Consider the following 20,564-nt stretch of genomic DNA (forward strand, 5'->3'; position numbering starts at 1 on the left):
GCGCACGGCACTGGTGGCGGGCGCGGTTGTGCGATAAAAGCAGGATGCAAGCCTTCAAAACAATGTCCGGACAGGAAAATTCGATGATGCCCGATCAAGTTGCCGCGCGTTGCGCGCTGGTCCTGGAGACCAACAACCTGCGCGGCGGAGCCGATGCCGAGGCCAAGGCGGGCACCAGCCTGCAGCGCCTCGTCGCCCTGCTGGCGAAGCAGAAACTGCCGCTCACCGCGCTCGCACAGGTGGTCGTCACGCACGACGGGCTGAGCCCGGCCACCTGCGAGGCCGTGAGCAAGCTTGCAGGCCGCCCGGTCGACTTCGTGCGCATCGACGCCGCCACCGGCTACTACGACGCCAAGAATGTCGGCTTCGAGGCCACCGATGCGCAACGCTGCACGCACGTGGTGTTCGCCGACGCCGACTGCCTGCCCGACGACGACTGGCTGCTGCAGATGCTGCTGCCGTTCACGTGGAGCGACGCGCCCGCCGTGGTGGCTGGCCGCACCAGCTACGCGGCCAACGTGGTCGGCACAGCGCTCACGACCATCGACTTCATGTACTTCCCCAACGCCGACCATGCCGGCGCCACGAGCAACTTCTACGCGAACAACGTGGCCTTCCGCCGCGACGTGTTCGAGCAGCACAGCTACCAGGCGCTCGACGGCGTGTACCGCGCGCACTGCCAGGTGCTGGGCATGCGGCTGAAGGCGGCGGGCGTGCCGATCCACTACGCGGCACGGGCCCACACCGAACACCGCCTGCCCGACACGCGCGCCGAGGCGCTCAAGCTGCGCTGGATGCGCGGGCAGGACACGTACTCGCTCACGCCGCACCTGCTGCGCAGCTACGTATCGCCGCGCTGGCAGTGGCTCGCGAAGAGCGGGCCGATCGGGCCGCTGGCCGTGCTGTTCACCCGGCTGGGGTTCAGCGTGAAGGCGCTCAATCATCAAGACCTGCCGCCGCTGCGCGGGCTGCGCTGGCTCGCGGGCGTGGCGCTGATCCTCGGCTTCTCGGCGGTCGACATGCTGGGTGCGTTCGCGCGCGGCATCGGGTGGCACACCACGGGCAGCACCAACGCCGACGCGCAGGCGCTTTCGTATCACCGGCCCTGAACGCCTTTCGCGCCTTCCTTCTCTTCCAGAAGAACAACAAGACAAGAACATGCCAATTCGCTCTTCATTCATCGCTCGCCAGCTGACGCTCGGCCTCGCGCTCGCAGGCGCCTTCACGCTGGCGAGTGCAGCCGACTTTGTCGGCCGCGGCGTCTTCAACTTCAAGTCCGACGCCGGCTGCCCCTTCGCCGCGCTCGCGGGCCCCGGCAACGACTGCAACCGCCTCGCCCTCGACGACCCCGACACGCGCGCCGCACTCGACAGCGCCGCGCACACCATCCGCTTCGTCAACACGCGCAGCTACAACGAGAAAACCATCGTCGGCGACGTGCTGTTGCAAGGTTCCGGCCGGGCGCGCAGCGGCCAGCGCGTGCCGCTGACCTTTCATGCGCTGGTGAGCCGTTCGGGCAGCGAATGGTCGGTGAGCAGCCACGCCCACTCGCCCATGGGCGGCGAGTTCAGCGACATCCGCATCGACCCGTACCAGATCGTGGCGGTGAACGAGGCGACCACCGACCATGTGCTGCTCACAGCCGACCAGGTCGTCGAGGCGCTGGCCAAGCCTTCGCTGACCGCGCGCCTGGCCAACGTGCTGGTGCAGGTGGAAGACAACCGCACGAATGGCGCAAGGGACGCCGACATCACCATCGGCCTCGGCCTGAGCAAGGCCTCGAAGTCGGTGGCGCGCGCGCGCTTTCATGCGCCGGCCGCCAGGGGGATGCAACTGGCCGAGGCCATGCAGCAGGGCAACTGGACGCTGGAGCTGCAGGCGCTGAGCGGCCAGATCCCGCACCAGGTGGTGCAGCGCGACATGTTCCTGTACGGGCTCGAATCGCAGTCGCTGCTGCAGCCGTTGCTGCAGCGCGGCTTCCGCAAGAACGAGAAGCTCGTGCTCGGCGCCGCCAACGGCAAGGGCTATGTGCGCTACGACGGCCAGCAACGCGAATTCGCGGGTGCCGATGCCGCCGCGCGCGCATTCCTGCAGGACAGCTTCATCGGGCTGGTGCTGGGCTGGCAGCAGCAGACACCACAGACCACGAAGGCCAAGGCCGATGGCCGCTGAGCCAGCCGACGACATCGCAGCCGGTTTCGACTGCCTCTCTGCGCCCACCTTGCGCGGCTGGCCGGCCCTGCAGGCCCGCCTCGTGCACCACGTCAAGCGCGCCGCACTGCGCCAGCTGCATGCGAGCAATGCGGGCGAGATGCTGTTGCTGCGCTTCTATCTGGTGGGCGAGGAATCATCCGAGCAGGCGCTGCAGCGCGAACTGCGCATTGCCCCGCCCGAGTGGCTGGCGCGCCAGCTCGACCAGCACCTGGCCGACGAGCAACACCATGCGCGGCTGTTCGCGCAGGCCATCGTCGAGCGCGGCGGCAACGCGCAGGCGGCAGCTTCACCCGAAGAGGCGCCGCAGCCCGACTGGTTCAGCCGCCGCAAGCTCGCGCGCTGGCAGGCGCTCATTCGCCGCCATGCGCCGCACTTCGCGCACGGCGGGCTGGTGCCGGCCTATGCCATCGGCCTCTCGGCGGAGCAGATGGCCTCGCGCATCCTGCAGCGCCATTGCGCGCTGATCGGCCCGCAACATGCGCTGCACCCGCTGCTGTCGCGCGTGCTGATTGATGAAGACCGCCACATCCGTCTGTGCAGCCACACCTTGCAGCGCTGCGTGGCGACGCACGAACAGGCGCGGCTCGCACAGCTGATGCGCGAGGTGCGCGACACCGAGCGCGGCTTCGGCGTCACAGGCGCGCTAGGCATGTGGATCGCCGGCGTGGCGCTGCGGCTGCGCCCCGGCGCAGCGCGGCCGGTTCAGCAGCACCACGCCTGAGCGATGCCGCCGCGCATCCTCTACCTCGCGACCGCGGACGCGCGCGGCCACCTGATGCGCGCACAGCTGCTCGCGCACGCGCTGCGCGCAGCCGGCGCGCAGGTGCAGGTGCTTACCACCTCGGACGAAGGCGCGCGCTTTCTCGCCGGCTTCGGCATCGATGCGCCAGTGCTCTCGCGCCATTACGCCGTGCAGTTCGACACGCAGCAGAACATGCTGCGCCGCGAGACCGACCGCAACGTGGCGCACTACATGTTCCGCCCCGAACGCATGCTGCGCGACGTGTGGCGGCTGCGCGCACGCTTTCGTGAAGCCGACCTGGTGGTGAACGACTCGTTCCACCCCGCGCTGCTGCTGATGGGCTGGCTGCCGTTCTGGCGGCGCAAGGTCGTGCACGTGTACGGCGCCAGCCTGCGCCGCGCGCTCGAAACCAATTTCAAGGGACGGATGCCCGGCGCGATTGCAAAGCTGTTCGGCGGCATCGTGGCGTGGCAGATCGACCGCAGCCTCGCGCGCATCGAGCACGACTTCGCTTATGGCGAGCCGCAGCACGACGGCCACGGCCGCCACCGGCTGGCCACGCCGGTCGCGGTAGTCGACGCGGTGGACCACAGCGATGCGGCACAGCGCGCGGCTGCCGTGTACCTCAACCCGCATTTCCAGGAGCCGGCGCTTGCGGACGGCCTCGAACAGGGTCTTGCCGACGCGGGCGTGCCGGTACATCTCGTCGGCGAGGGCTATGCCCATCGGCCGCATTGGCATGCGCGCGACGAGCACTGGATAGAGGCCGCGGCGCACAGCGCGTTCATCGTTTCAGCGCCGGGCATGGCAGCGCTGTCTATCGCAGCGGTCTATCGCAAACCGATCCTGCTGCTGCTGACCGACCAGCCGGAGCAGGCGATCAACGCGGGGCGCGCGGCACAGCTTGGTCTGGCGCACCGCGTGGTGGTGTGGCGCGATGATGCGCCGAAGTTTGCGCGGGCGGTTGCCGCCGCGGCCGGCGAATTGCTTGCGTTGCCGGCTAGCGCGGCGGATGCCACTGCGGGGCGACAGGGGGCCATCGAACGGCTCCGGCACTGGACTACGCTGCTGTACGCCCTTGCCTCGACAGCTACCCGATAACCCCACGCGCCGTATCGATCAACGCGCGAAACGCCCGCGTCATCGCACGCACCGGATGCATCTCGGACCACTGCTTCGCTGTCGTCTTCGGCGGCGCGGAGATCACTCCCCGGCCCATGCGCAGTGACACCTGCAGCTTCCTGATGGTGAAGGCCGGTTGGGCCATGCGGCGCCCCGTGCCGGCGGCCACGACGAACTGCAGCACCAGGCACTTGCGTCCCGCCGTCGGTTCGATCTCGAACACCAGGCTGCGCCGCCGTGCGCCGGTGCCGCGCTGACCCGGCAGCACCGTGCCGTCGAATATGGCGAGCACGCTGGTGGCCTTGGCGTTGCTGCGGTAGTCGATGCTCACCTCGAGCCGGTACGGCCGCTGGTGCGACAGCACAGGTGACTGCGCCAGCGAAGGCAAGGGAATGACAAGGCAGGCCAGTTCGCCCTCACTGCGCGCGCCATCGCCGTCGAAGCCTGCCCAGCCATGGCTGAGCCAGCTCATCGCGGGGCTGCCGGGATGGAACAGGTAGGAGCGCCCCATCTGCAGCTCGGCCACCTCGGGCAGGCCCTGCGTCTGATCGTCGAGGCCCCAGCGCGTGAGGAAGGCGCGGTCGATCGCCGCTTCGGGCCAGGCCGTGAGGCTCGGCCTGGCATTGTTGTTGTCGTCGGCGCCGCAGGCCGCGGCCATGAAATCCATCGCGCCCAGCGCGGCGCCCACTGGGATCCAGTCTGAGCAGGTCTCGGGCAGCAACCCGGCCGCATTGCGGTCGGCACGGATCAGCGCGTGCGCGGGCTTGCGAAAGTAGCGCGCCTCGGTCAGCACACTCGACGACAGGCTGGCAGCGAAATGCACGTTGGCCGCCGACAGCAGCGCGTACGTGTTCTCCCCCGTCCACGCCACATTGGGAATGGCGCGCGCGATGGGCGCCAGGTCGTGCAGCGCGCTCTCATAGGGGTGCGGCTTGATGACCAGCAAGTCGACGCTGTTGGCCAGCTCGCGAAGTGGCGCGATCACGCTGGCCGGGTGCATGGTGCGCCCACCGCTGACCAGCGACAGGTCGACCAGGCTCTGCCCGAAGAACAGGCCTACGCGCAGCCGCGGATCGAACAGCGAGGCCGCGCCGTGGCGCGCGAAGCGGCCCTTGAGCGCGCTCGCGTGGTTCCAGAACAGCTCTTCGTCCACGCGGCGCGCCAGCAGCGCGGCTTCGATCACGGGGTCATTGGTGCGCGCGCAGAAGTGCAGATGCTCGGTGAAGCGGCGCGGATCGATCTCGATGTCGAGGTAGCTCGCGCCGCTGCGGTCTATGCACTGTTGCAGCGCGGGCGTGAGGCCCCAGCCGATCACGAGGCAGCCGGGGTCGAACATTGGCAGGCCCTCGCGCCCGGCCAGCGGCAACAGGTTGGCGATGCAGGCGCGTGCCCAGCCGGCCGGGGTGCAGGGCAGCTCCAGCCGGACCATCAGGCGCTCGACGTCGATGCGGCCGCCTTCCGACAGCGGCGTGATCTCGCGCACCGGCAGGCCCAGGCGTCCCAGCGCGGTGTCGAAGAAGCCCCGGAGGAAGCGCCGGTTGGCGGCGTGATACAGCAGCCCGTTGGCTGGAGAGCGGAAGAAGTCGTCCGCAAAAATGACGTGGTGGAACCGGCTCGTGGTCATGGGTCTCGGGAGGACCGGCCTGCCCCTTGCAACCCGCCTCGCCGACCTTTTCTGTGCGATGCGCCAATCTAGGCAGCGACTCTTAGTTCAAAGTGAGGAAGGCTCGGCACATGCGCAAAGTTGCCGTAAAGGACCGGCTCAGTCGAGCGAGAGATTGAGATCGCGGATCAGCGGATGCCAGCGCGCCGACTCGCCCTGCAGCAGCGCCGCGAACTGCGAAGGCGCATCGCCCACCGGCTCGACACCGAACTCGGCAAGCTTGCGCAGCACGGCGGGGTTGTGGATGGCGCTGGCCACCGACTGCTGCAGCCGCGTCACGATCTCGCCCGGGGTGTTGGCGGGCACCACCAGGCCCATGAACGCGGCAGCTTCGACGCGCGGCATGCCTAGCTCGGCAAAGGTGGGTACGTTGGGCAGTTCCTTCAGCCGCTGCGGGTGCGCCACCGCCAGCGCGCGCAGCTTGCCACCCTGGATGAAGCGGCGCGACGCGGCCAGGTCGCACATCAGCACCGGCAACTGGCCACCCGCCACGTCGGCCAGCGCGGGCGCGGCGCCGCGGTAGGGCACGTGCACCATCTCCAGCCCGGCTTCGCGTTCGAGCAGCTCCATCGCCAGGTGCTGCGGGCTGCCGGTGCCGGCCGAGGCAAAGCTGACCTTGCCGGGAAAGGCGCGCGCATCGTCGATGAAGGCGCGCGCGTCCCTCACACCGCTGGAAGGGCCTACCAGCAGCACCATAGGCAGCCGGCCCAGCAGGGTGACGGGCGCGAAGTCGCGCGAGGGGTTGTAGCTGAGGTTGCGATACAGCGCGGGGTTGAACACCAGCGTGCCGTTGTCGGCCGACAGCAGCGTGTAGCCGTCGGCCGGGGCGCGCGCGGCCTCGATGGCGCCGAGCGCGGTGTTGCCGCCTGCGCGGTTCTCGATGATCACCGGCTGCCCCGCGTCGATGGCGAGTTGCGTGCCGATGGTTCGCGCGACGATGTCGGCGCCGGCTCCGGCCGGGTACGGCACGATCCAGCGGATGGGTTTGGCGGGGTACGCGGCCTGCGCCTTCGCTGCGCGGGGCAGTCCCGTGGCCGCAAGGGCGGCTATGGCCAGGAGGTCCAGGAGGTGCAGCAGCAGCGGTCGACGGGTCATGGACGACTGTCTCCGGAGGAGATACCAGCCGCGATGTTAGGCCGGGTCGCGTGTTCGTGTGAAAGGCGCGTCGATCAGGGCGCGACGGGGTTTCCGGGCGTGCCGGTTTCGCGGGCCGAGGCCGCAGCGGCAGCCACGGCCGGGGTGCGGTACTTGATGTTCACGGCGGGCGCCGGAGGCTCCGGTGGCGGACGCGTGATCTTGACGAGGGGCGGCCGGGCCGGTGCCGCGGTGCGTGCCACCGAAGAGGCGGCGGGTGCCTGGGCCGCAGCAGCAGGAGTGGCGATGGGCGTGAACGGATCGGCAGGTGTCGAATAGCGCACGGGGACAACCGTCGCCGGCGTTCCCGCAGCGGTCGATGCCGACGTTGCTGGTGCCACAGGTGCAGCGGGTGTCGCCGATGCCACCGCACCGGCCGGAGCGACCGCCGCAGCAGCGGGAGCCGCAGGCGCGGCCTTCGGGTCGTAGAGCACAGCGCCCTTGCTGACCCCCGTGGCCACCGGCCCTACGCCGACACCCACGCCGGCCGAGCCCGACACCTGCCCGCCGTTGTTCACGGCCACGCCCGCGCCGAGCGGACCGAAGCCGGTGTTGAGCCCCACCGAGAAATTGCCGTCCTTGGTGGCGCCCAGCCCCAGCGAGAGTCCAGGCACCAGCGGAATACCGACGTGATAGTGAGAACAGCCGCCCGTCAGAAGCAACAGCAGCGCCGCCGGAACGACGGCTGCTGCACGAGGGACGCGCGGCCGGTCGTTCACACCAGCAGCGCGTTGACGCGCCTCACGTAGGCGGCCGGGTCGGCCGGCAGCCCGCCTTCGGCGAGCAGCGCCTGGTCGAACAGGATGTTCGCGAGATCGTCGAAATGCGACGAGCCTTCGAGCTTCTTCACCAGCGGATGCTCGGCGTTCACTTCGAGCACCGGCTTCAGTTCGGGCGCGGGCTGGCCGGCCTGCTTGAGCATGCGCGCGAGCTGCGTGCTCATGCCGCCGTCCTGCACCACGAGGCAGGCGGGCGAGTCGACCAGGCGGGTGGTCACGCGCACGTCTTCGGCCTTGTCCTTCAGGGCTTCCTTGAGCTTCTCGAGCATGGGCTTGAACGACTCGGCGGCTTCCTCGGCGGCCTTCTTCTCGGACTCGTCCTGCAGCTTGCCGAGATCGACTGCGCCCTTGGCCACGCTCTGCAGCGGGGTGCCGTCGAACTCGTTCAGGTAGTTCAGCGCCCACTCGTCGACACGGTCGGTCATGAGCAGCACCTCGATGCCCTTCTTCTTGAAGACTTCGAGCTGCGGGCTGTTCTTGGCGGCGGCGAGCGTGTCGGCCGTGATGTAGTAGATCGCGTCCTGGCCTTCCTTCATGCGCGCCTTGTAATCGGCAAAGCTCACGCCCACCGCGTCGGTGGTGGTGGAGGCATAGCGCAGCAGCTTGGCGATGCGGTCACGGTTGCCCATGTCTTCGCCCAGGCCTTCTTTCAGCACCGCGCCGAACTCGGCGTAGAACTTGGCGTACTTGCCGGATTCATCGGCAGCCGCGGCAGCAGTTTCGGCCGCAGTGGGCGTGTTCTTGTCGACGACATCGGTCACGCCTTCGGTCGGATCGGGTGCAGGCACCGATTCGCCCGAGCCCACGTCGATCTTGCCTTCGCCGCTCTCGGGCGCGGTCTTCTGCTTCTTCGCCAGGTCTTCCAGCATGCCGAGCACGCGCTTGGTGCTGCCTTCGCGGATCGCCTTCACGTCGCGGCTTTCCTGCAGCAGCTCGCGGCTCACGTTCAGCGGCAGGTCGGCCGAGTCGATCACGCCCTTGACGAAGCGCAGGTAGCTGGGCATCAGCGCCTCGGCATCGTCCATGATGAAGACGCGCTTCACGTAGAGCTTCACGCCCGCGCTCTTGTCGCGGTTCCACAGGTCGAACGGGGCCTTGGCCGGGATGTACAGCAGCTGCGTGTACTCGGTGCTGCCTTCCACGCGGTTGTGGCTCCAGGCGAGCGGGGCCTCATAGTCGTGGCTGATGCTCTTGTAGAACTCTTCGTACTGATCGGTGGTGATGTCCTTCTTGGGGCGGCTCCATAGGGCGTTGGCCTTGTTGACGGTTTCCCACTCGCCGGTCTTCACCATGTCGCCGGGCTGGTCGTTCTCGCCGTCCTTCCACTCTTCCTTTTCCATCAGGATGGGCAGGGAGATGTGGTCGGAGTACTTGCCGACGATCTGCTTGATCTTCCAGGCGTTGAGGTATTCGTCAGCGTCGTCGCGCAGGTGCAGCGTGATGCTGGTGCCGCGCTCTGCGCGCGTGATGTCGGCCACCTCGAAGTCGCCGGCGCCGCCGCTGGCCCAGCGCACGCCTTGGTCGGCAGGCAGGCCCGCGCGGCGCGATTCGACGGTGATCTTGTCGGCCACGATGAAGCCCGAATAGAAGCCAACGCCGAACTGGCCGATGAGCTGTGCGTCGGCCTTCTGGTCGCCGCTGAGCTTGCTCATGAAGTCTTTTGTGCCGCTCTTGGCGATGGTGCCGAGGTTGTCGATGGCCTCCTGGCGCGACAGGCCGATGCCCTTGTCGGTGATGGTGATGGTGCGCGCGGCCTTGTCGAAGCTCAGGCGCACGTCGAGCTCTGGCTGGTCTTCATACAGCTCGGGGTGGTCGAGCGCCTCGAAGCGCAGCTTGTCGCACGCGTCCGATGCGTTCGAGATCAGCTCGCGCAGGAAGATTTCCTTGTTCGAATACAGCGCATGCGTGACGAGGTGCAGCAGTTGCGCGACTTCAGCCTGGAAGGGGAGTTTGGTTTTGGAGGAATCAGCCATGGAAAGAGAAATATCGAAGCCAAAAAATTCTATGCCGGGCACGGCGTCCATGCGGTGACGCTGTGCCAACTTCTTCAAATGGGTGGTCTTTCGACCTCATCAAGAGGCAAATGGGGTCGAAAGGCTCCATTTTGCGCACCCCTGAAGACGTAAGACCAACGTTCTCGCCCGGGGAAGCCTTCCGGGTCACGAAATATTAACGGTCGTCAGCACTTCTGAAATATCCTGCGCTGATCCGGAACAGGGCCGCAACACCCGGGAGACAAAACAGGGATGTCGCCAGATGATTCGAACAACGCCGTGGACCGTACCTGGTCCCGTCGGAGCCCTGTGGCATCCGAGGGGCGTGCTCGCGTGGCTCGAATGCACGACCGCCCTGGCATGGCTGTCCTGCGCGCAGGCGCAGGCCGAGCCCCAGAAACCCCAGGCCGTGGCTGACGCACGCATCGAGACCCTCGACCGTGCACAGGCAGAGCAGGCGCGGCTGAAGGCGCTCGTCGACTCCGCGCCCAAGGCCTACGAAGATCGCTTCGAGACTCTCGATGCCGATACCGCGGCGGCCGACGCAACGCCCGAAGCCGAGCAGCCGCAAGGCTACCGCGCCTGGCTGGTGGAAAGCCGCATCGGCTTCGGCGACGCCACGACCACCGGTTACGGCCGCCAGCGCGCGACCGAGTTCGGCCAGCGCTTCGAGTACCGGCGCGAGACCCTCAACTACGGCGAGTTCGTGCTGCAGGCCGACGGCCGCCACCTGGGCGGCGACAACAGCGCGAGCGGCATCGGCATCGGCTCGCTGGGCTACGCGCGCGAGGCCACCAGCGGCCGCTTCACGCTGCGCAACCTCGGCTTTCCGCTGACCACGCAGACCTTCGCCGACACCGCCGTGGGCGACATCTACAGCGAAGTCACCGATGGCCTGGCGCGCAACTACAGGCTCACGCTGGGCTCGTCCACGGTGCGCGGCGCTTCGACGCGCATCTTCAGCACGGATCTCGACGTGCGCGCCGGCATCGGCCAGCGCGGCAACCTCACTGGCGGGCCGTACCCCGGCTTCGAGAAGAGCCAGGGCACGCTCGGCTGGCTCGGGGCCACGCTGCGTCTGGGCGATCCATGGTTCGCCTCGTTCCAGCTCGACCAGGCGCGCGACATTCCGGCCTATTACATCGACCCCATCACGGCGATAGGAATCGGCCGCAAGGACGTCACGAGCTGGGCAACGTCGATCGGCTACGGCCGCGAGGTGGTGCGAGACGGCGACTTCAAGGCGCGCGCCACGCTGGTGGGCAGCCGCGTGAACTCGCCCACGCCGGGCGTGGCAACCGGCAATTCGCAGGGCCTCTTCATCGAGGCGAGCGCGCGCACCGGCCTGTACCGCCATGAATTCGGCATCTACACCGCGCGGCCCAACCTGTACTTCGGCGACTACGCACTGGCGACCGGCACGCGCGGCGCGTACTGGCGCGTGGACCGCAACACCAGCCGCATGAGCTGGGGCGCCGGCCTGGACTACGAGCGCGCGGCGCCGGACACCAACTTCCATCTCTCGGGCTACCGGCGCTTCGGCGCGAGCGGCAATTTCCAGTACCTGTTCGACCGCTACAACTCCGTCGGCGGCAGCCTGAGCGCGTACCGCACGCGCTACGACGGGCTGCCGGACGGCGGCACCGCCAACGCCATAGCGAGCGGCGACGGGCGCAGCCTCTACGGCAGCGCCTTCTACCAGACCCGCTTCTTCGACTGGCCGCGCAGCCGCTTCACGCTGACGGTGCGGCGCAACGAGCTGATCGTGCTCGGCGACAGCGCCGCCACCGGCCAGGAAGTGCAGTGGGAGCAGGACTGGATCGGCGGGCGCTACGAGACGATGCGCCCCGAGCTCACCACCACCCTCGGCCATGCGCGCGACAGCAGCGGCGGCACCACCCGCAGCTACCCGACGGCGGGCCTGCAATTCCGCTACTGGATCGACAGCGGCTTCAACGTCGGCGGCAACCTGCGCTACACCTCGCAAAGCGGCGGGCTCTACACCAGCCGCGGCCTGTCGGGCTCGCTCATGGCCGAGAAGGAGCTGGGCGCGGGCTGGCGCGTGGGCTTCATGGCCAACTTCAACCAGGCGCGCGCCTCGCTGCTGCCGACCTCTTACTCCGCACCCAATCTCTATCGCAGCAATGAGAAGACCGCCTACGTCTACCTGCGCTGGGAGGGCAGCGCCGGCACGGCCCACCGGGCGGCGGGCATGCGCGGCGAGGGTGCGGGCGGCGGCAGCGTGTCGGGCCGCGTGTTCTATGACGCCAACCGCGACGGCGAGCAGCAGTCGGGCGAAGGCGGCGTGGCCGGCGTCGAGGTGCTGCTCGACGGCCGCTACCGCGCCATCACCGACCGCGACGGGCGCTTCGAATTTCCGCTGGTGACCACCGGCCGGCATCAACTGACGCTCACGCTCGAAAGCGTGCCGCTGCCCTGGGGCGCGGCCGGCGACACCGGAACGAGCGTGAACGTGCCGCTGCGTGGCCAGGCCACTGCTGCGATTCCCGTGGTCAAGGTGGGCGAATGAGCCACGACACCGACCTTTCGATTTCTTTTTTTCCCCGCATACACAACCCCAAGGAGACTTCATGACCCGAAAACCCATTGCCCGCCTCGCGCTGGCCGCCTCGCTCACAGGCCTCGCCCTTGCCGGAGGACCCGCCATGGCCGAGAGCCAGTACGGCTCCGGCACGGGCACGATCACGGCGCAGGCCAAGGTGAACCTGAGCGTGACGGTGCCCAAGCTGATCCTGCTGCGCGTCGGCTCGACCAACACCACGGTCGACACGGTGACCTGGACTTCAGCCCTCAGCATTCCGGGCGTGCCCACCACGCCGGTGGTGGGCAACAACACCAACGTGGACTGGAACGGCGCGGCGCCCACCGTCACGACTACGTCCGCCGCGAGCACGCTCACCGTGTACGCCTGGACCAACGCCGGCGCCGGCACCATCAACTGCGCCATGGGCGCCTGGGCGCCCCTCACGGGCGGCCCGACGAACGCGGACTTCACCGTCACCGCAACGGGCACGCTGCCTCATCCGGGCGCCAACCTCGGCGCCTGCGCCTCGACCTCGTTCCCCTCGAACGCGGTCGCCACCGGCACCTGGGCCTACTCGCTGGGTGGCACGCCCGCCGGCTGGGCTGCGAACACGTACACGAACACCATCACGTACACAGCCCAGGGCATCTGATGACGCGCAGCCGCCGATGCCAGGCGATCGCCACGACGGCGCTCGTGGCGGCGGCGAGCCTCGCCCCGCCCGCCCACGCCGTCATCACCACGGTGACCGACACGGGCAGCAGCTACGGCCTGACCCTGCGCGTGGGATCGCCCGGCGCGACCATCGACACGGTGGCCTTCAGCGTGACCGGCGCCAACGCCGGGCTGACCCCCACGGCAGTGACCGGCACGCCGACCATCGACGTCTGGGTGATGCCGGTGCGCCCCATAGCCAACACCACGGTGGCACGGCCGGTGACGCTGCGCGTCGATTCCTCCATCGCGCTGACCTGCCAGTCGGGCGGCTGCGGCGCCACGACCATTCCCTTCAGCAAGATCAGCTGGGTGGCCACGAACAACAGCAACGCCGCCTCGGGCGACATCCAGAACGGCCGCTTCACCGCCGCCGCCAACCAGTCGATCGCGAGCTACGACGCGAACGCCACCTTCTGCGTCGGCCCGCTCGGCCTGCCCTGCGTCCTGGGCGTCGGCACCTGGACCTACCTGTCGCGCAACGTGACTGCCACGCGGCTGCAGTTCTCCTACGACAACGACGTGGTGTACCCGGGCGGCAACTACAAGGGCACCGTGCGCTTCACGGCCTCGATGGAATGACCTCCCCGCGCCTTCGCCGATGGCCAGCCGCTGCACTGCTGCTCTGCGGTGCAGCGCTCGCCCCCGCGTGGGCGGCGGTCGCCCGGCTCGACGATTCGGCCTCCCCGCGCGCGCAGGTGCGCAGCGATTTCAGCAACGCCCAGGGGATGGACGGCAACATGGTCGTGCTGCCCCTCGGGCGCATCGAGTACCGGCTGGCCACCGCCCCCCATGTGGGCCGGCGCGCGCGCATCTTCTATGTGATTCCGTCGATGGTCGCGGGCCTGCGCTCGCCGGCCGGAATGCAGGTGCAATGGCGCGGCAACGGCGCCTTCGCAAGCGGCAGCGGCCGGCCCGGCGACCGGGTGCAGGTGTGGAACGGCGTGGTCCAGGCGCCCTGGATGAACGAGACCTTCGAGTTGACGCTGCGCGTCGACCCCCGCGAGCTGCGCATGCCTTCGGGCTCGGCGCTGAGCTTCGAATCGTTCTTCGAAATCGAAACCCTGCCATGAACGTTTTTCTCTCTCCCTCTTCTCTCGTCCTCCTGCTGCTGGCAGTGGCCGGCGCCGCAACAGCCGCGCCCTTCGAGCTGGCCGTCACGCCGTCGCGCTTCGAACTCTCGGGCAAGGCCGGCGCGCGCCTGGGGCAGTCGCTCGACATCCACAACCTGGCGCCGACCGCCACCGAGGTGACGATGCGCACCATCGACTGGAGCTATTCGGCCGAAGGCAACATCGGCTACCACGACGAGCTGCTGCCCGGCAGCTGCAGGCCGTGGGTGGTGCTGGAGCGGCGCAGCGTTTCGGTGCCGGCGCGCAGCAAGAAGGCGTTCCGCTTCCAGGTCGATCCGCCAGCCGACGCGCCACGCGGCGAGTGCCGCTTCATGATCGCCATCGAGGGCACGGAGCCCGCGCAGCAGACCGTCATCCAGAGCGGCGGCGCCAGCCTGAGCCTGCCGGTCACGGGCCGCATCGCGGTGGCGGTGTACGTCATGCTCAACGGCGCCGAGCCCAAGCTCGAAATCAAGCAGATCGCCAGCGGAGAAACAAACGGCGCACGCCGCACGCTGGTGACCGTGAGCAACACGGGCGACGCGCACGGCCGGCTCGAAGGCAGCCTGGACGCCACCGACAGCAAGGGCCGCGCGTTCGAACTGGTGCCCGAGGGCACCCCCATCCTGCCGGGCCAGACGCGCACGCTGGCACTGGTGCCCAAGGGCGAGAGCGGGCAGCCCGCGCCGCAGCCTGCCTACCCGGTCAAGGCCAGCGGTACGCTGGACTGGGACAAGGGCAGCTTCAAGGTGGACATGGAGCTCAAGTGACGCACCGTATAGGCCCCCTGGCAGGCACGTTCTCGGGCCTGCTCGCCACGGCCGTCGGCATGGCGCCGATGGGGGCCACGCACGCCGCATCGAGCACCGTCGGCCCGAGCGCCTCGGTGCCGCTGACCACCGGGTTGGTGAACCTCGACTTCACGATCGCCATCGACAAGTTCATCTTCTTTCGCATCGGCGACGGCGCGTGGCCCACGCCGGGCGGCACCACGAGCACGGTGAGCTTCGTGCTGACGCCGTCGATCCCGGGCGGGCCCACCACGCCGGTCGCGGGCAACAACACGCCCGTGAACTGGAGCGGCGCGGCGCCGACCTTCAGCGTCACGCCGAGCGGCAACGCGCTGCCGGTCGAGGTGCGCAGCAATGCGGGGCAGGTCACGCTGCGGGCGGCCGCGACCGCGCCGCTCACGAGCGGGGCAAACACGATCCCGCTGTCGGAGATCACGATCGCCAGCAGCGACAGCAACCTGCCCGCGCCGCCGATTCCCAACTCGGGCACGGGCACCACGGTCAATGTCGTGGGCACCAGCTTCGCCAACCTCGTCACCCAGCGCACCGCGACCTGGACCTTCTCGTACGCAAACCTGGCCAGCCGCACCGCCGGCACCTACACCGGGCAAGTCACCTTCACGGCCAGTTCGCCCTGATTGGCTCTTTCCGGCGTGCAAGTCAGCTGGCGCTGGGATCGCTCGCCAAAGCTGCGCGGTGGATCTTTTCCTTCACCCCTCCAGGAGCTTTGCATGAACAACAAGAAATCCCGCGTGCTGTGCGTCGCAGCCTTCCTCGGGCTCGCCTCGCTCGGCGCGCAGGCACAGGTTCCGGCCGATGCGCCCGCCGGCACCACCGTGCAATGCAAGGACGGCAGCTACGCATCGCCCGACACCAAGTCCGGCGCCTGCCGTGGTCACAAGGGCATCAAGACCTGGTTCGGCAAGGCCGCGCCGGCTGCTGCCGGTGCTGCGGCGGCAACTGCGCCGGCCGCAGCGGCTGCGCCCACACCCGCACCCGCGGTCGAGACCCAGTCGGCGAAGGTCGACAAGACCGGTGTGGCGCCGAGCACCGGCACGGCCACCAGGACGCCGGGCTCGCCCGACCTCACGAAGATGGCGGCCGCGCCCGGTGGCGGCGCAGGCAAGGTGTGGGCGAACGACGAGACCAAGGTCTATCACTGCATGGGCGACCGCTACTACGGCAAGACCAAGAAGGGCGAGTACCTGAGCGAGGCCGATGCCAAGGCCAAGGGCATGCACGCGTCTCACAACAAGGCCTGCACGTCCTGAAGGCGTGCGCGAAGCCTGGGGGCGAGCCCTACCTCGGCTGTGACTCCACTTCTCGCGTCCAGCGGTCGATCAGGCGCTTGCGCTCGGCCGCCTTGCCGTACTTCTCGAAGTCGTACTTGATGAGCTTCACGTCGGCCATCGACGGGATGCGCGGGTCGGGTTTGAAGGTCTTGTTGGCCGGCGACTGCAGGCTGCCCGACTGCCCGCCGATGGTCTGGCCCGCGGGGCTCATGAGCCAGTCGTAGTAGCGCCTGGCGTTCTCCTTGTTGCGCGCGCCTTTCACGAGGGCGATGCCGCCGATCTCGTAGCCCGTGCCTTCGCAAGGCGCGGCCGTCTTCACGGGAAATTTGTCGTAGCGCCAGCGCTCGAAGCCGAAGATGAAGCTCACGCCGATGGCCACTTCGCCCTTGGCCACGTTGGGCGCCTGGGCCTGGCCGCTGCGGGTGTAGCTGGTGACGTTCCGGTGCAGCTTCTTCAGGTACTCGAAGGCCGCTTCTTCACCCATCTGCTGCACCAGGCCCGCGATGATGGTGTAGGCCGTGCCGCTGGATGCCGGGTGCGAGATCTCGATCTCGCCCTTGTATTCAGGCTTGACGAGATCGGCCCAGCACCTGGGCTCGTGCAGCTTCTTTTTCTTGAGCAGGTCGGTGTTGAAGCCGAAGCCGATGGCACTGGTGTAGAAGCCGCCCACCATGTTCTGCGACAGCGCGTACTGGCGCACCGCCCAGTCGTGCAGGTCGTTGATGTAGGCCGGGCGGTAGGGTTCGAGCAGGCCCTGCTCGGCGGCCTGCAGGAACGGGTCGCCGGTGCCACCCCACCAGATGTCGGTCTTGGGGTTGGCGGCTTCCGCGCGCAGCTGCGCGCCGATTTCACCTGTGCCCTTGTGGGCCTGCTGCACCTTGATGCCGGTCTCGCGCGTGAATGCGGTGGCCGCCGCCTCGCACCAGCCCGCGTCGGTGCTGCACAGCGCGTTGACGGTGCCCTGCGCCGCGGTGTTCGACACCCCCAGCAGGGCCGCCGTGGCAATGCATGCGGCGGTGGCGATGTGTCGGACGGCAAAAGGATGCATGCGCGGATCTCCTCGTTCGTTGTTTGAATGCGCAGGATAGCGTCCGCTTCAGCGCGCGGCCAGCAGCGGCGGCAGGTGCTCGGCGAGCCAGTCGATCACCACCCGCGTCTTCAGCGGCAGGTAGCGGCTGCGCGGGCGGATCACGTGCAGCGCGAAGCCGAAGGGCCGCGGCTCGTCGAACACGCGCACCAGTGTGCCTGCCGCGAGCGCATCGGCCGCGAGCCAGGCCGGCAGGCGCGCGAGGCCCATGCCGCCGATGGCTGCTTCGAGCAGCACCTCGGCGCTGTCGCAGCGCAGCCTTGAAGGCAGCGTCACGTCGACAAGACGGCCTTCGGTGTCGTGGAAGCGCCAGGACGAGATCTGGCCGTCGCGCGCATAGAGCACGGCCTCGTGCGGCTCCTTCAGGTCGTCGATGTTCGCGGGATGCCCATGTTCGGCCAGGTAGGCGGGCGAGGCGCACAGCGCCATCCACTGCATGCCGACCGGCCGGGCAGCCAGTTCCGCGCTGTCGGCGAGTTCGCCGCTGCGGATGGCCAGGTCGAGCCCCTCTTCCACGAGATCCACGCGCCGGTCGTTGAACGAGAGTTCGAGCGACAGCTGCGGATGCCGGCGCGCCAGCGCCAGCAGCAGCGGCCCGACCTTCAGCCGGCCCAGCATCGCCGGCATGCTCAGGCGCACGAGGCCCGAGGCGGTGCTGCGCGCGGCGTCGGTCACGGCTTCGGCCGCCTCGAGTTCGGCCAGCACGCGACGGCAGCGCTCGTAGTAGCCGTGGCCTTCCTCGGTGAGGCTCTGGCTGCGCGTGGTGCGCAAAAAGAGCCGCGTGTTCAGGCGCGCTTCGAGCCGCGCGATGCTCTTGGCGACGGCCGAGCGCGTGACATGCAGGCGCTGCGCGGCCAGCGCGAAGCTGCCCGCCTCCGCCGCCGCGACGAATTCCTCGATGCCTTGCAGACGTTGACCCATTGGAGACTTTCAAGCACCAGTGAAAGGAAAATTATCCGCCACCGGGTACCTGACATCGTCAATAGCATGAAGGCTCCTCTTTTTTCTTTTTCCTTCCGCGGAGTCTTTTCATGCAGGAACCTCGAACGCTGCGCCGCTGGCAGCTCCCCACGCTCGGCCGCGCCCACCTCGAACAGGCCGAAGTGCCGCTGCCCGTGCCGGGCGCCAACCAGATCCTCGTGAAGGTCGGCGCGGTGTCGCTCAACTACCGCGACCTGCTGATGATTCGCGACGGCATGGGCATGGCGCTCGACCTGCCCTTCACACCCGGCTCCGACATGGCGGGCACCGTGGCGGCCATCGGCCCCGGCGTGACGCGCTTCGCCGTCGGCGACCGGGTCGTCAACACCTTCTGGGGCGGCTGGATCGACAGCCACTGGCACGCGGAGGCCACGCTGCTCGGCGGACCCGGCCCCGGCATGCTCGCCTCGCATGTGCTGCTCGACGCCGCCTGGGCCGTGGCGGCGGCCACGACGCTGAGCCTGGCCGAAGCCAGCACGCTGCCGTGCGCAGGCCTCACCGCGTGGTTCGCGCTCGCCGAGACCGGTGCGCTGCGCGCGGGCGGGACGGTGCTGATCCACGGCACCGGCGGCGTCGCGCTGTTCGGCCTGCAGATCGCGCGGCTGCATGGCGCGCAGGCCATCGTCGTCACGGGCAGCGAAGACAAGCGCGCACAGGCGCTCGCACTCGGCGCCACGCACGTGCTGGCGCGCGACGGCGACTGGCCCGCCGAAGTGCGCAGGCTCACGCAAGGCCGCGGCGCCGACCACGTGCTCGAACTCGCGAGCGGCCCCAACCTCGATCGCTCACTGCAGGCCGTGAAGCAGGGCGGGCGCGTGTCGATCATCGGCATGCTCGGCGGCGAGACGCTGAGCGCGTCGTTCTACGCGATGGTGCTGGGCCGCGTGACGGTGCAGGGCATCGGCGTGGGCCACCGTCGCGCGCTCGAAGACCTGGTGCGCGCCGTCGATGCGAATGCGCTCAAGCCGGTGATTGCCGCGCAGTACGGCTTCGATGCGCTGCCCGCCGCGCTCGATCATCTCGAGCGCGGTGCGTTCGGAAAGATCGTCGTGACGCTCTGAACGAAGACGCAACGCAGTTGCGGCGCTGCACAAAAGCCGCGCCATCCGTGAACAGGTTCCGTTAGTACGAATTACACGCTCGACGCCCCCTCCTGGCGTTCCTAGAATCCGCCCGCGCACAGCCTCGTGCATTGCGCGCTTTCTCAACTTCAGGATGGAGAGTTATGGAACACAGTACCTACAAAAAATGGTCGGCCGAGTTCATTGGTACTTTCTGGCTCACGCTCGGAGGCTGCGGAAGCGCAGTTCTGGCAGCGGCCTTTCCGGGTGTCGGCATCGGCCTGCTCGGGGTCTCGCTGGCCTTCGGTCTCACGGTGGTGACGGGCGCCTATGCACTGGGCCCGATCTCGGGCGGGCACTTCAACCCGGCCGTGTCGATCGGCCTTGCGGCCGCGGGCCGCTTCAAGGCCTCGCAGCTCGCGGGCTACATCGTGGCGCAGGTGCTCGGCGCCATCGCAGCGGCCGGTGTGCTGTACCTCATCGCCACGGGCAAGCCGGGCGCTGACATCGGCGGCTTCGCCACCAACGGCTACGGCGAGCACTCACCCGGCAAGTACGGCATGACGGCCGCATTGCTGTGCGAAGTGGTGATGACTGCCGTGTTCCTGATCGTGATCCTCGGCTCCACCGCCAAGCGCGCGGCCGGCGGCTTCGCGGGTCTTGCGATCGGCCTGTGCCTCACGCTGATCCACCTGATCTCGATCCCTGTGACCAACACTTCGGTGAACCCCGCGCGCAGCACGGGCCCGGCCCTGTTCGGGCCGTCCTATGCGGTGTCGGAACTGTGGCTGTTCTGGGCGGCGCCCATTGCGGGGGCCATCATCGGCGCGGTGATCTACCGCGCGCTACTCAGCAACGGCAACGACGACTGATCGCTGATCGTCGTCATCACCGGCAGCGCAGCTTCAGTTCAGCTGCCGCTGCCCGACTTCACCATCGGCAGCGAAGTCGATTGCCCGATCGGCTCGGTGCCGGTCGGGTGCGACGCCCCATAGGCGCCGGCCTGGATGTCGGCCACCGGCATCGTCGAGCTCATCGCGGGTGCGCTGGTCGACTGGCCCATTGGCTCGGTGCCGCTCGGACGGGCCGCGGCCATCGCGCCGGCCTGGACGTCCGGGTTCGCGGGCGAATTCATCTGCAGCGGATGGAAATCCGAACCATCGGTGGTTTCGGCCGATGCGGTGACGGCGCCCATGGCTGCCAGCGCAGCAAAGGAACCGACGGCGAGAAGCTTGAAGGAAGTGCGCATGACGTGTTCTCCTGATTGCAGGTTGTCCCCGGTCACGTGCCATCGCGCGAACTGCGCGTGGCAGGACCTGAGTGCACTCTAGGC

Annotated in this window: 20 protein-coding genes; 13 read left to right on the forward strand and 7 right to left on the reverse strand. The window is 68.6% G+C overall.

Annotated elements, in window-relative coordinates:
* Positions 1-83 precede the first annotated feature (83 nt).
* From ACTG4X_RS32825 to ACTG4X_RS32840, 4 genes are read left to right on the forward strand one after another with little or no spacing between them, the layout of a single operon-like run.
* Positions 84-1,109 carry a glycosyltransferase gene (locus ACTG4X_RS32825; protein ID WP_440532899.1) on the forward strand — a complete coding sequence of 342 codons (1,026 nt, stop codon included), beginning with the start codon at positions 84-86 and terminating at the stop codon, positions 1,107-1,109.
* A gap of 49 nt (positions 1,110-1,158) precedes the next feature.
* Complete coding sequence (locus tag ACTG4X_RS32830) at positions 1,159-2,172, forward strand: hypothetical protein (RefSeq protein ID WP_093058669.1); 1,014 nt, start codon at positions 1,159-1,161, stop codon at positions 2,170-2,172.
* The gene (locus ACTG4X_RS32835) at positions 2,162-2,935 is read left to right on the forward strand and encodes a hypothetical protein (protein WP_093058668.1); all 774 of its coding nucleotides are present in this window, start codon (positions 2,162-2,164) and stop codon (positions 2,933-2,935) included. The genes ACTG4X_RS32830 and ACTG4X_RS32835 overlap by 11 nt, the downstream gene beginning before the upstream one ends.
* Positions 2,936-2,938: 3 nt before the next feature.
* Positions 2,939-4,057, forward strand: a complete 1,119-nt coding sequence (locus tag ACTG4X_RS32840) for a hypothetical protein (protein WP_440532900.1) — start codon at positions 2,939-2,941, stop codon at positions 4,055-4,057.
* On the opposite strand, the gene ACTG4X_RS32845 is transcribed toward ACTG4X_RS32840, so the two are convergent.
* From ACTG4X_RS32845 to htpG, 4 genes are all read right to left on the reverse strand, one after another.
* Entirely contained in the window at positions 4,047-5,702 is a 1,656-nt protein-coding gene (locus ACTG4X_RS32845; protein ID WP_440532901.1) for a hypothetical protein, read from the reverse strand. The two genes, ACTG4X_RS32840 and ACTG4X_RS32845, sit on opposite strands and share 11 nt — an antisense overlap.
* A 138-nt stretch (positions 5,703-5,840) precedes the next feature.
* Positions 5,841-6,836 carry a Bug family tripartite tricarboxylate transporter substrate binding protein gene (locus tag ACTG4X_RS32850; RefSeq protein WP_440532902.1) on the reverse strand — a complete coding sequence of 332 codons (996 nt, stop codon included), beginning with the start codon at positions 6,834-6,836 and terminating at the stop codon, positions 5,841-5,843.
* Positions 6,837-6,910: 74 nt separating this feature from the next.
* A complete protein-coding gene (locus ACTG4X_RS32855; protein WP_440532903.1) occupies positions 6,911-7,594 on the reverse strand; it encodes a hypothetical protein in 684 nt (227 codons plus the stop codon).
* Complete coding sequence (htpG, locus tag ACTG4X_RS32860) at positions 7,591-9,627, reverse strand: molecular chaperone HtpG (RefSeq protein ID WP_440532904.1); 2,037 nt, start codon at positions 9,625-9,627, stop codon at positions 7,591-7,593. Before htpG ends, ACTG4X_RS32855 begins: the two co-directional genes overlap by 4 nt.
* 283 nt (positions 9,628-9,910) lie before the next feature.
* Here htpG and ACTG4X_RS32865 point away from each other — a divergent pair, with 283 nt between their 5' ends.
* The 7 genes from ACTG4X_RS32865 to ACTG4X_RS32895 all read left to right on the forward strand — a co-directional run bounded on the left by ACTG4X_RS32865 (position 9,911) and on the right by ACTG4X_RS32895 (position 16,081).
* Positions 9,911-12,178 (forward strand): SdrD B-like domain-containing protein, encoded by a 2,268-nt coding sequence (locus ACTG4X_RS32865; RefSeq protein WP_440532905.1) that lies wholly within the window; start codon positions 9,911-9,913, stop codon positions 12,176-12,178.
* A gap of 61 nt (positions 12,179-12,239) precedes the next feature.
* A complete protein-coding gene (locus ACTG4X_RS32870; RefSeq protein ID WP_097197740.1) occupies positions 12,240-12,845 on the forward strand; it encodes a hypothetical protein in 606 nt (201 codons plus the stop codon).
* Complete coding sequence (locus tag ACTG4X_RS32875; protein ID WP_097197739.1) at positions 12,845-13,489, forward strand: hypothetical protein; 645 nt, start codon at positions 12,845-12,847, stop codon at positions 13,487-13,489. Before ACTG4X_RS32870 ends, ACTG4X_RS32875 begins: the two co-directional genes overlap by 1 nt.
* Positions 13,486-13,980 carry a hypothetical protein gene (locus tag ACTG4X_RS32880; protein ID WP_097197738.1) on the forward strand — a complete coding sequence of 165 codons (495 nt, stop codon included), beginning with the start codon at positions 13,486-13,488 and terminating at the stop codon, positions 13,978-13,980. The genes ACTG4X_RS32875 and ACTG4X_RS32880 overlap by 4 nt, the downstream gene beginning before the upstream one ends.
* Positions 13,977-14,789: a COG1470 family protein gene (locus tag ACTG4X_RS32885; RefSeq protein ID WP_093179772.1), complete on the forward strand. Its 813-nt coding sequence runs from the start codon at positions 13,977-13,979 to the stop codon at positions 14,787-14,789. Before ACTG4X_RS32880 ends, ACTG4X_RS32885 begins: the two co-directional genes overlap by 4 nt.
* A complete protein-coding gene (locus ACTG4X_RS32890; RefSeq protein ID WP_256216966.1) occupies positions 14,786-15,448 on the forward strand; it encodes a hypothetical protein in 663 nt (220 codons plus the stop codon). The genes ACTG4X_RS32885 and ACTG4X_RS32890 overlap by 4 nt, the downstream gene beginning before the upstream one ends.
* A gap of 93 nt (positions 15,449-15,541) precedes the next feature.
* Positions 15,542-16,081 carry a DUF3761 domain-containing protein gene (locus ACTG4X_RS32895; RefSeq protein WP_093058657.1) on the forward strand — a complete coding sequence of 180 codons (540 nt, stop codon included), beginning with the start codon at positions 15,542-15,544 and terminating at the stop codon, positions 16,079-16,081.
* Between the two features lie 28 nt (positions 16,082-16,109).
* Here the strand turns inward: ACTG4X_RS32895 and ACTG4X_RS32900 are convergent, their stop codons facing one another.
* Together ACTG4X_RS32900 and ACTG4X_RS32905 are read right to left on the reverse strand one after the other, a co-directional pair.
* Positions 16,110-17,150, reverse strand: a complete 1,041-nt coding sequence (locus ACTG4X_RS32900; RefSeq protein ID WP_440532906.1) for an ABC transporter substrate-binding protein — start codon at positions 17,148-17,150, stop codon at positions 16,110-16,112.
* Between the two features lie 48 nt (positions 17,151-17,198).
* Positions 17,199-18,110 (reverse strand): LysR family transcriptional regulator, encoded by a 912-nt coding sequence (locus ACTG4X_RS32905; RefSeq protein WP_307616951.1) that lies wholly within the window; start codon positions 18,108-18,110, stop codon positions 17,199-17,201.
* A 110-nt stretch (positions 18,111-18,220) separates the two neighbouring features.
* Between ACTG4X_RS32905 and ACTG4X_RS32910 the strand changes: the two genes are divergently transcribed.
* Both ACTG4X_RS32910 and aqpZ read left to right on the forward strand, forming a co-directional pair.
* Positions 18,221-19,231 (forward strand): zinc-dependent alcohol dehydrogenase family protein, encoded by a 1,011-nt coding sequence (locus ACTG4X_RS32910; protein WP_440532907.1) that lies wholly within the window; start codon positions 18,221-18,223, stop codon positions 19,229-19,231.
* Positions 19,232-19,395: 164 nt separating this feature from the next.
* On the forward strand, positions 19,396-20,103 hold the full coding sequence (gene aqpZ / locus ACTG4X_RS32915; protein ID WP_093058653.1) for an aquaporin Z: 708 nt from the start codon (positions 19,396-19,398) through the stop codon (positions 20,101-20,103).
* Between the two features lie 38 nt (positions 20,104-20,141).
* On the opposite strand, the gene ACTG4X_RS32920 is transcribed toward aqpZ, so the two are convergent.
* Positions 20,142-20,480: a hypothetical protein gene (locus ACTG4X_RS32920; RefSeq protein WP_093080935.1), complete on the reverse strand. Its 339-nt coding sequence runs from the start codon at positions 20,478-20,480 to the stop codon at positions 20,142-20,144.
* Between the last annotated feature and the right edge of the window lie 84 nt (positions 20,481-20,564).

The organism is Variovorax sp. YR566 (genome assembly GCF_051992195.1).
GTDB lineage: Bacteria > Pseudomonadota > Gammaproteobacteria > Burkholderiales > Burkholderiaceae_C > Variovorax.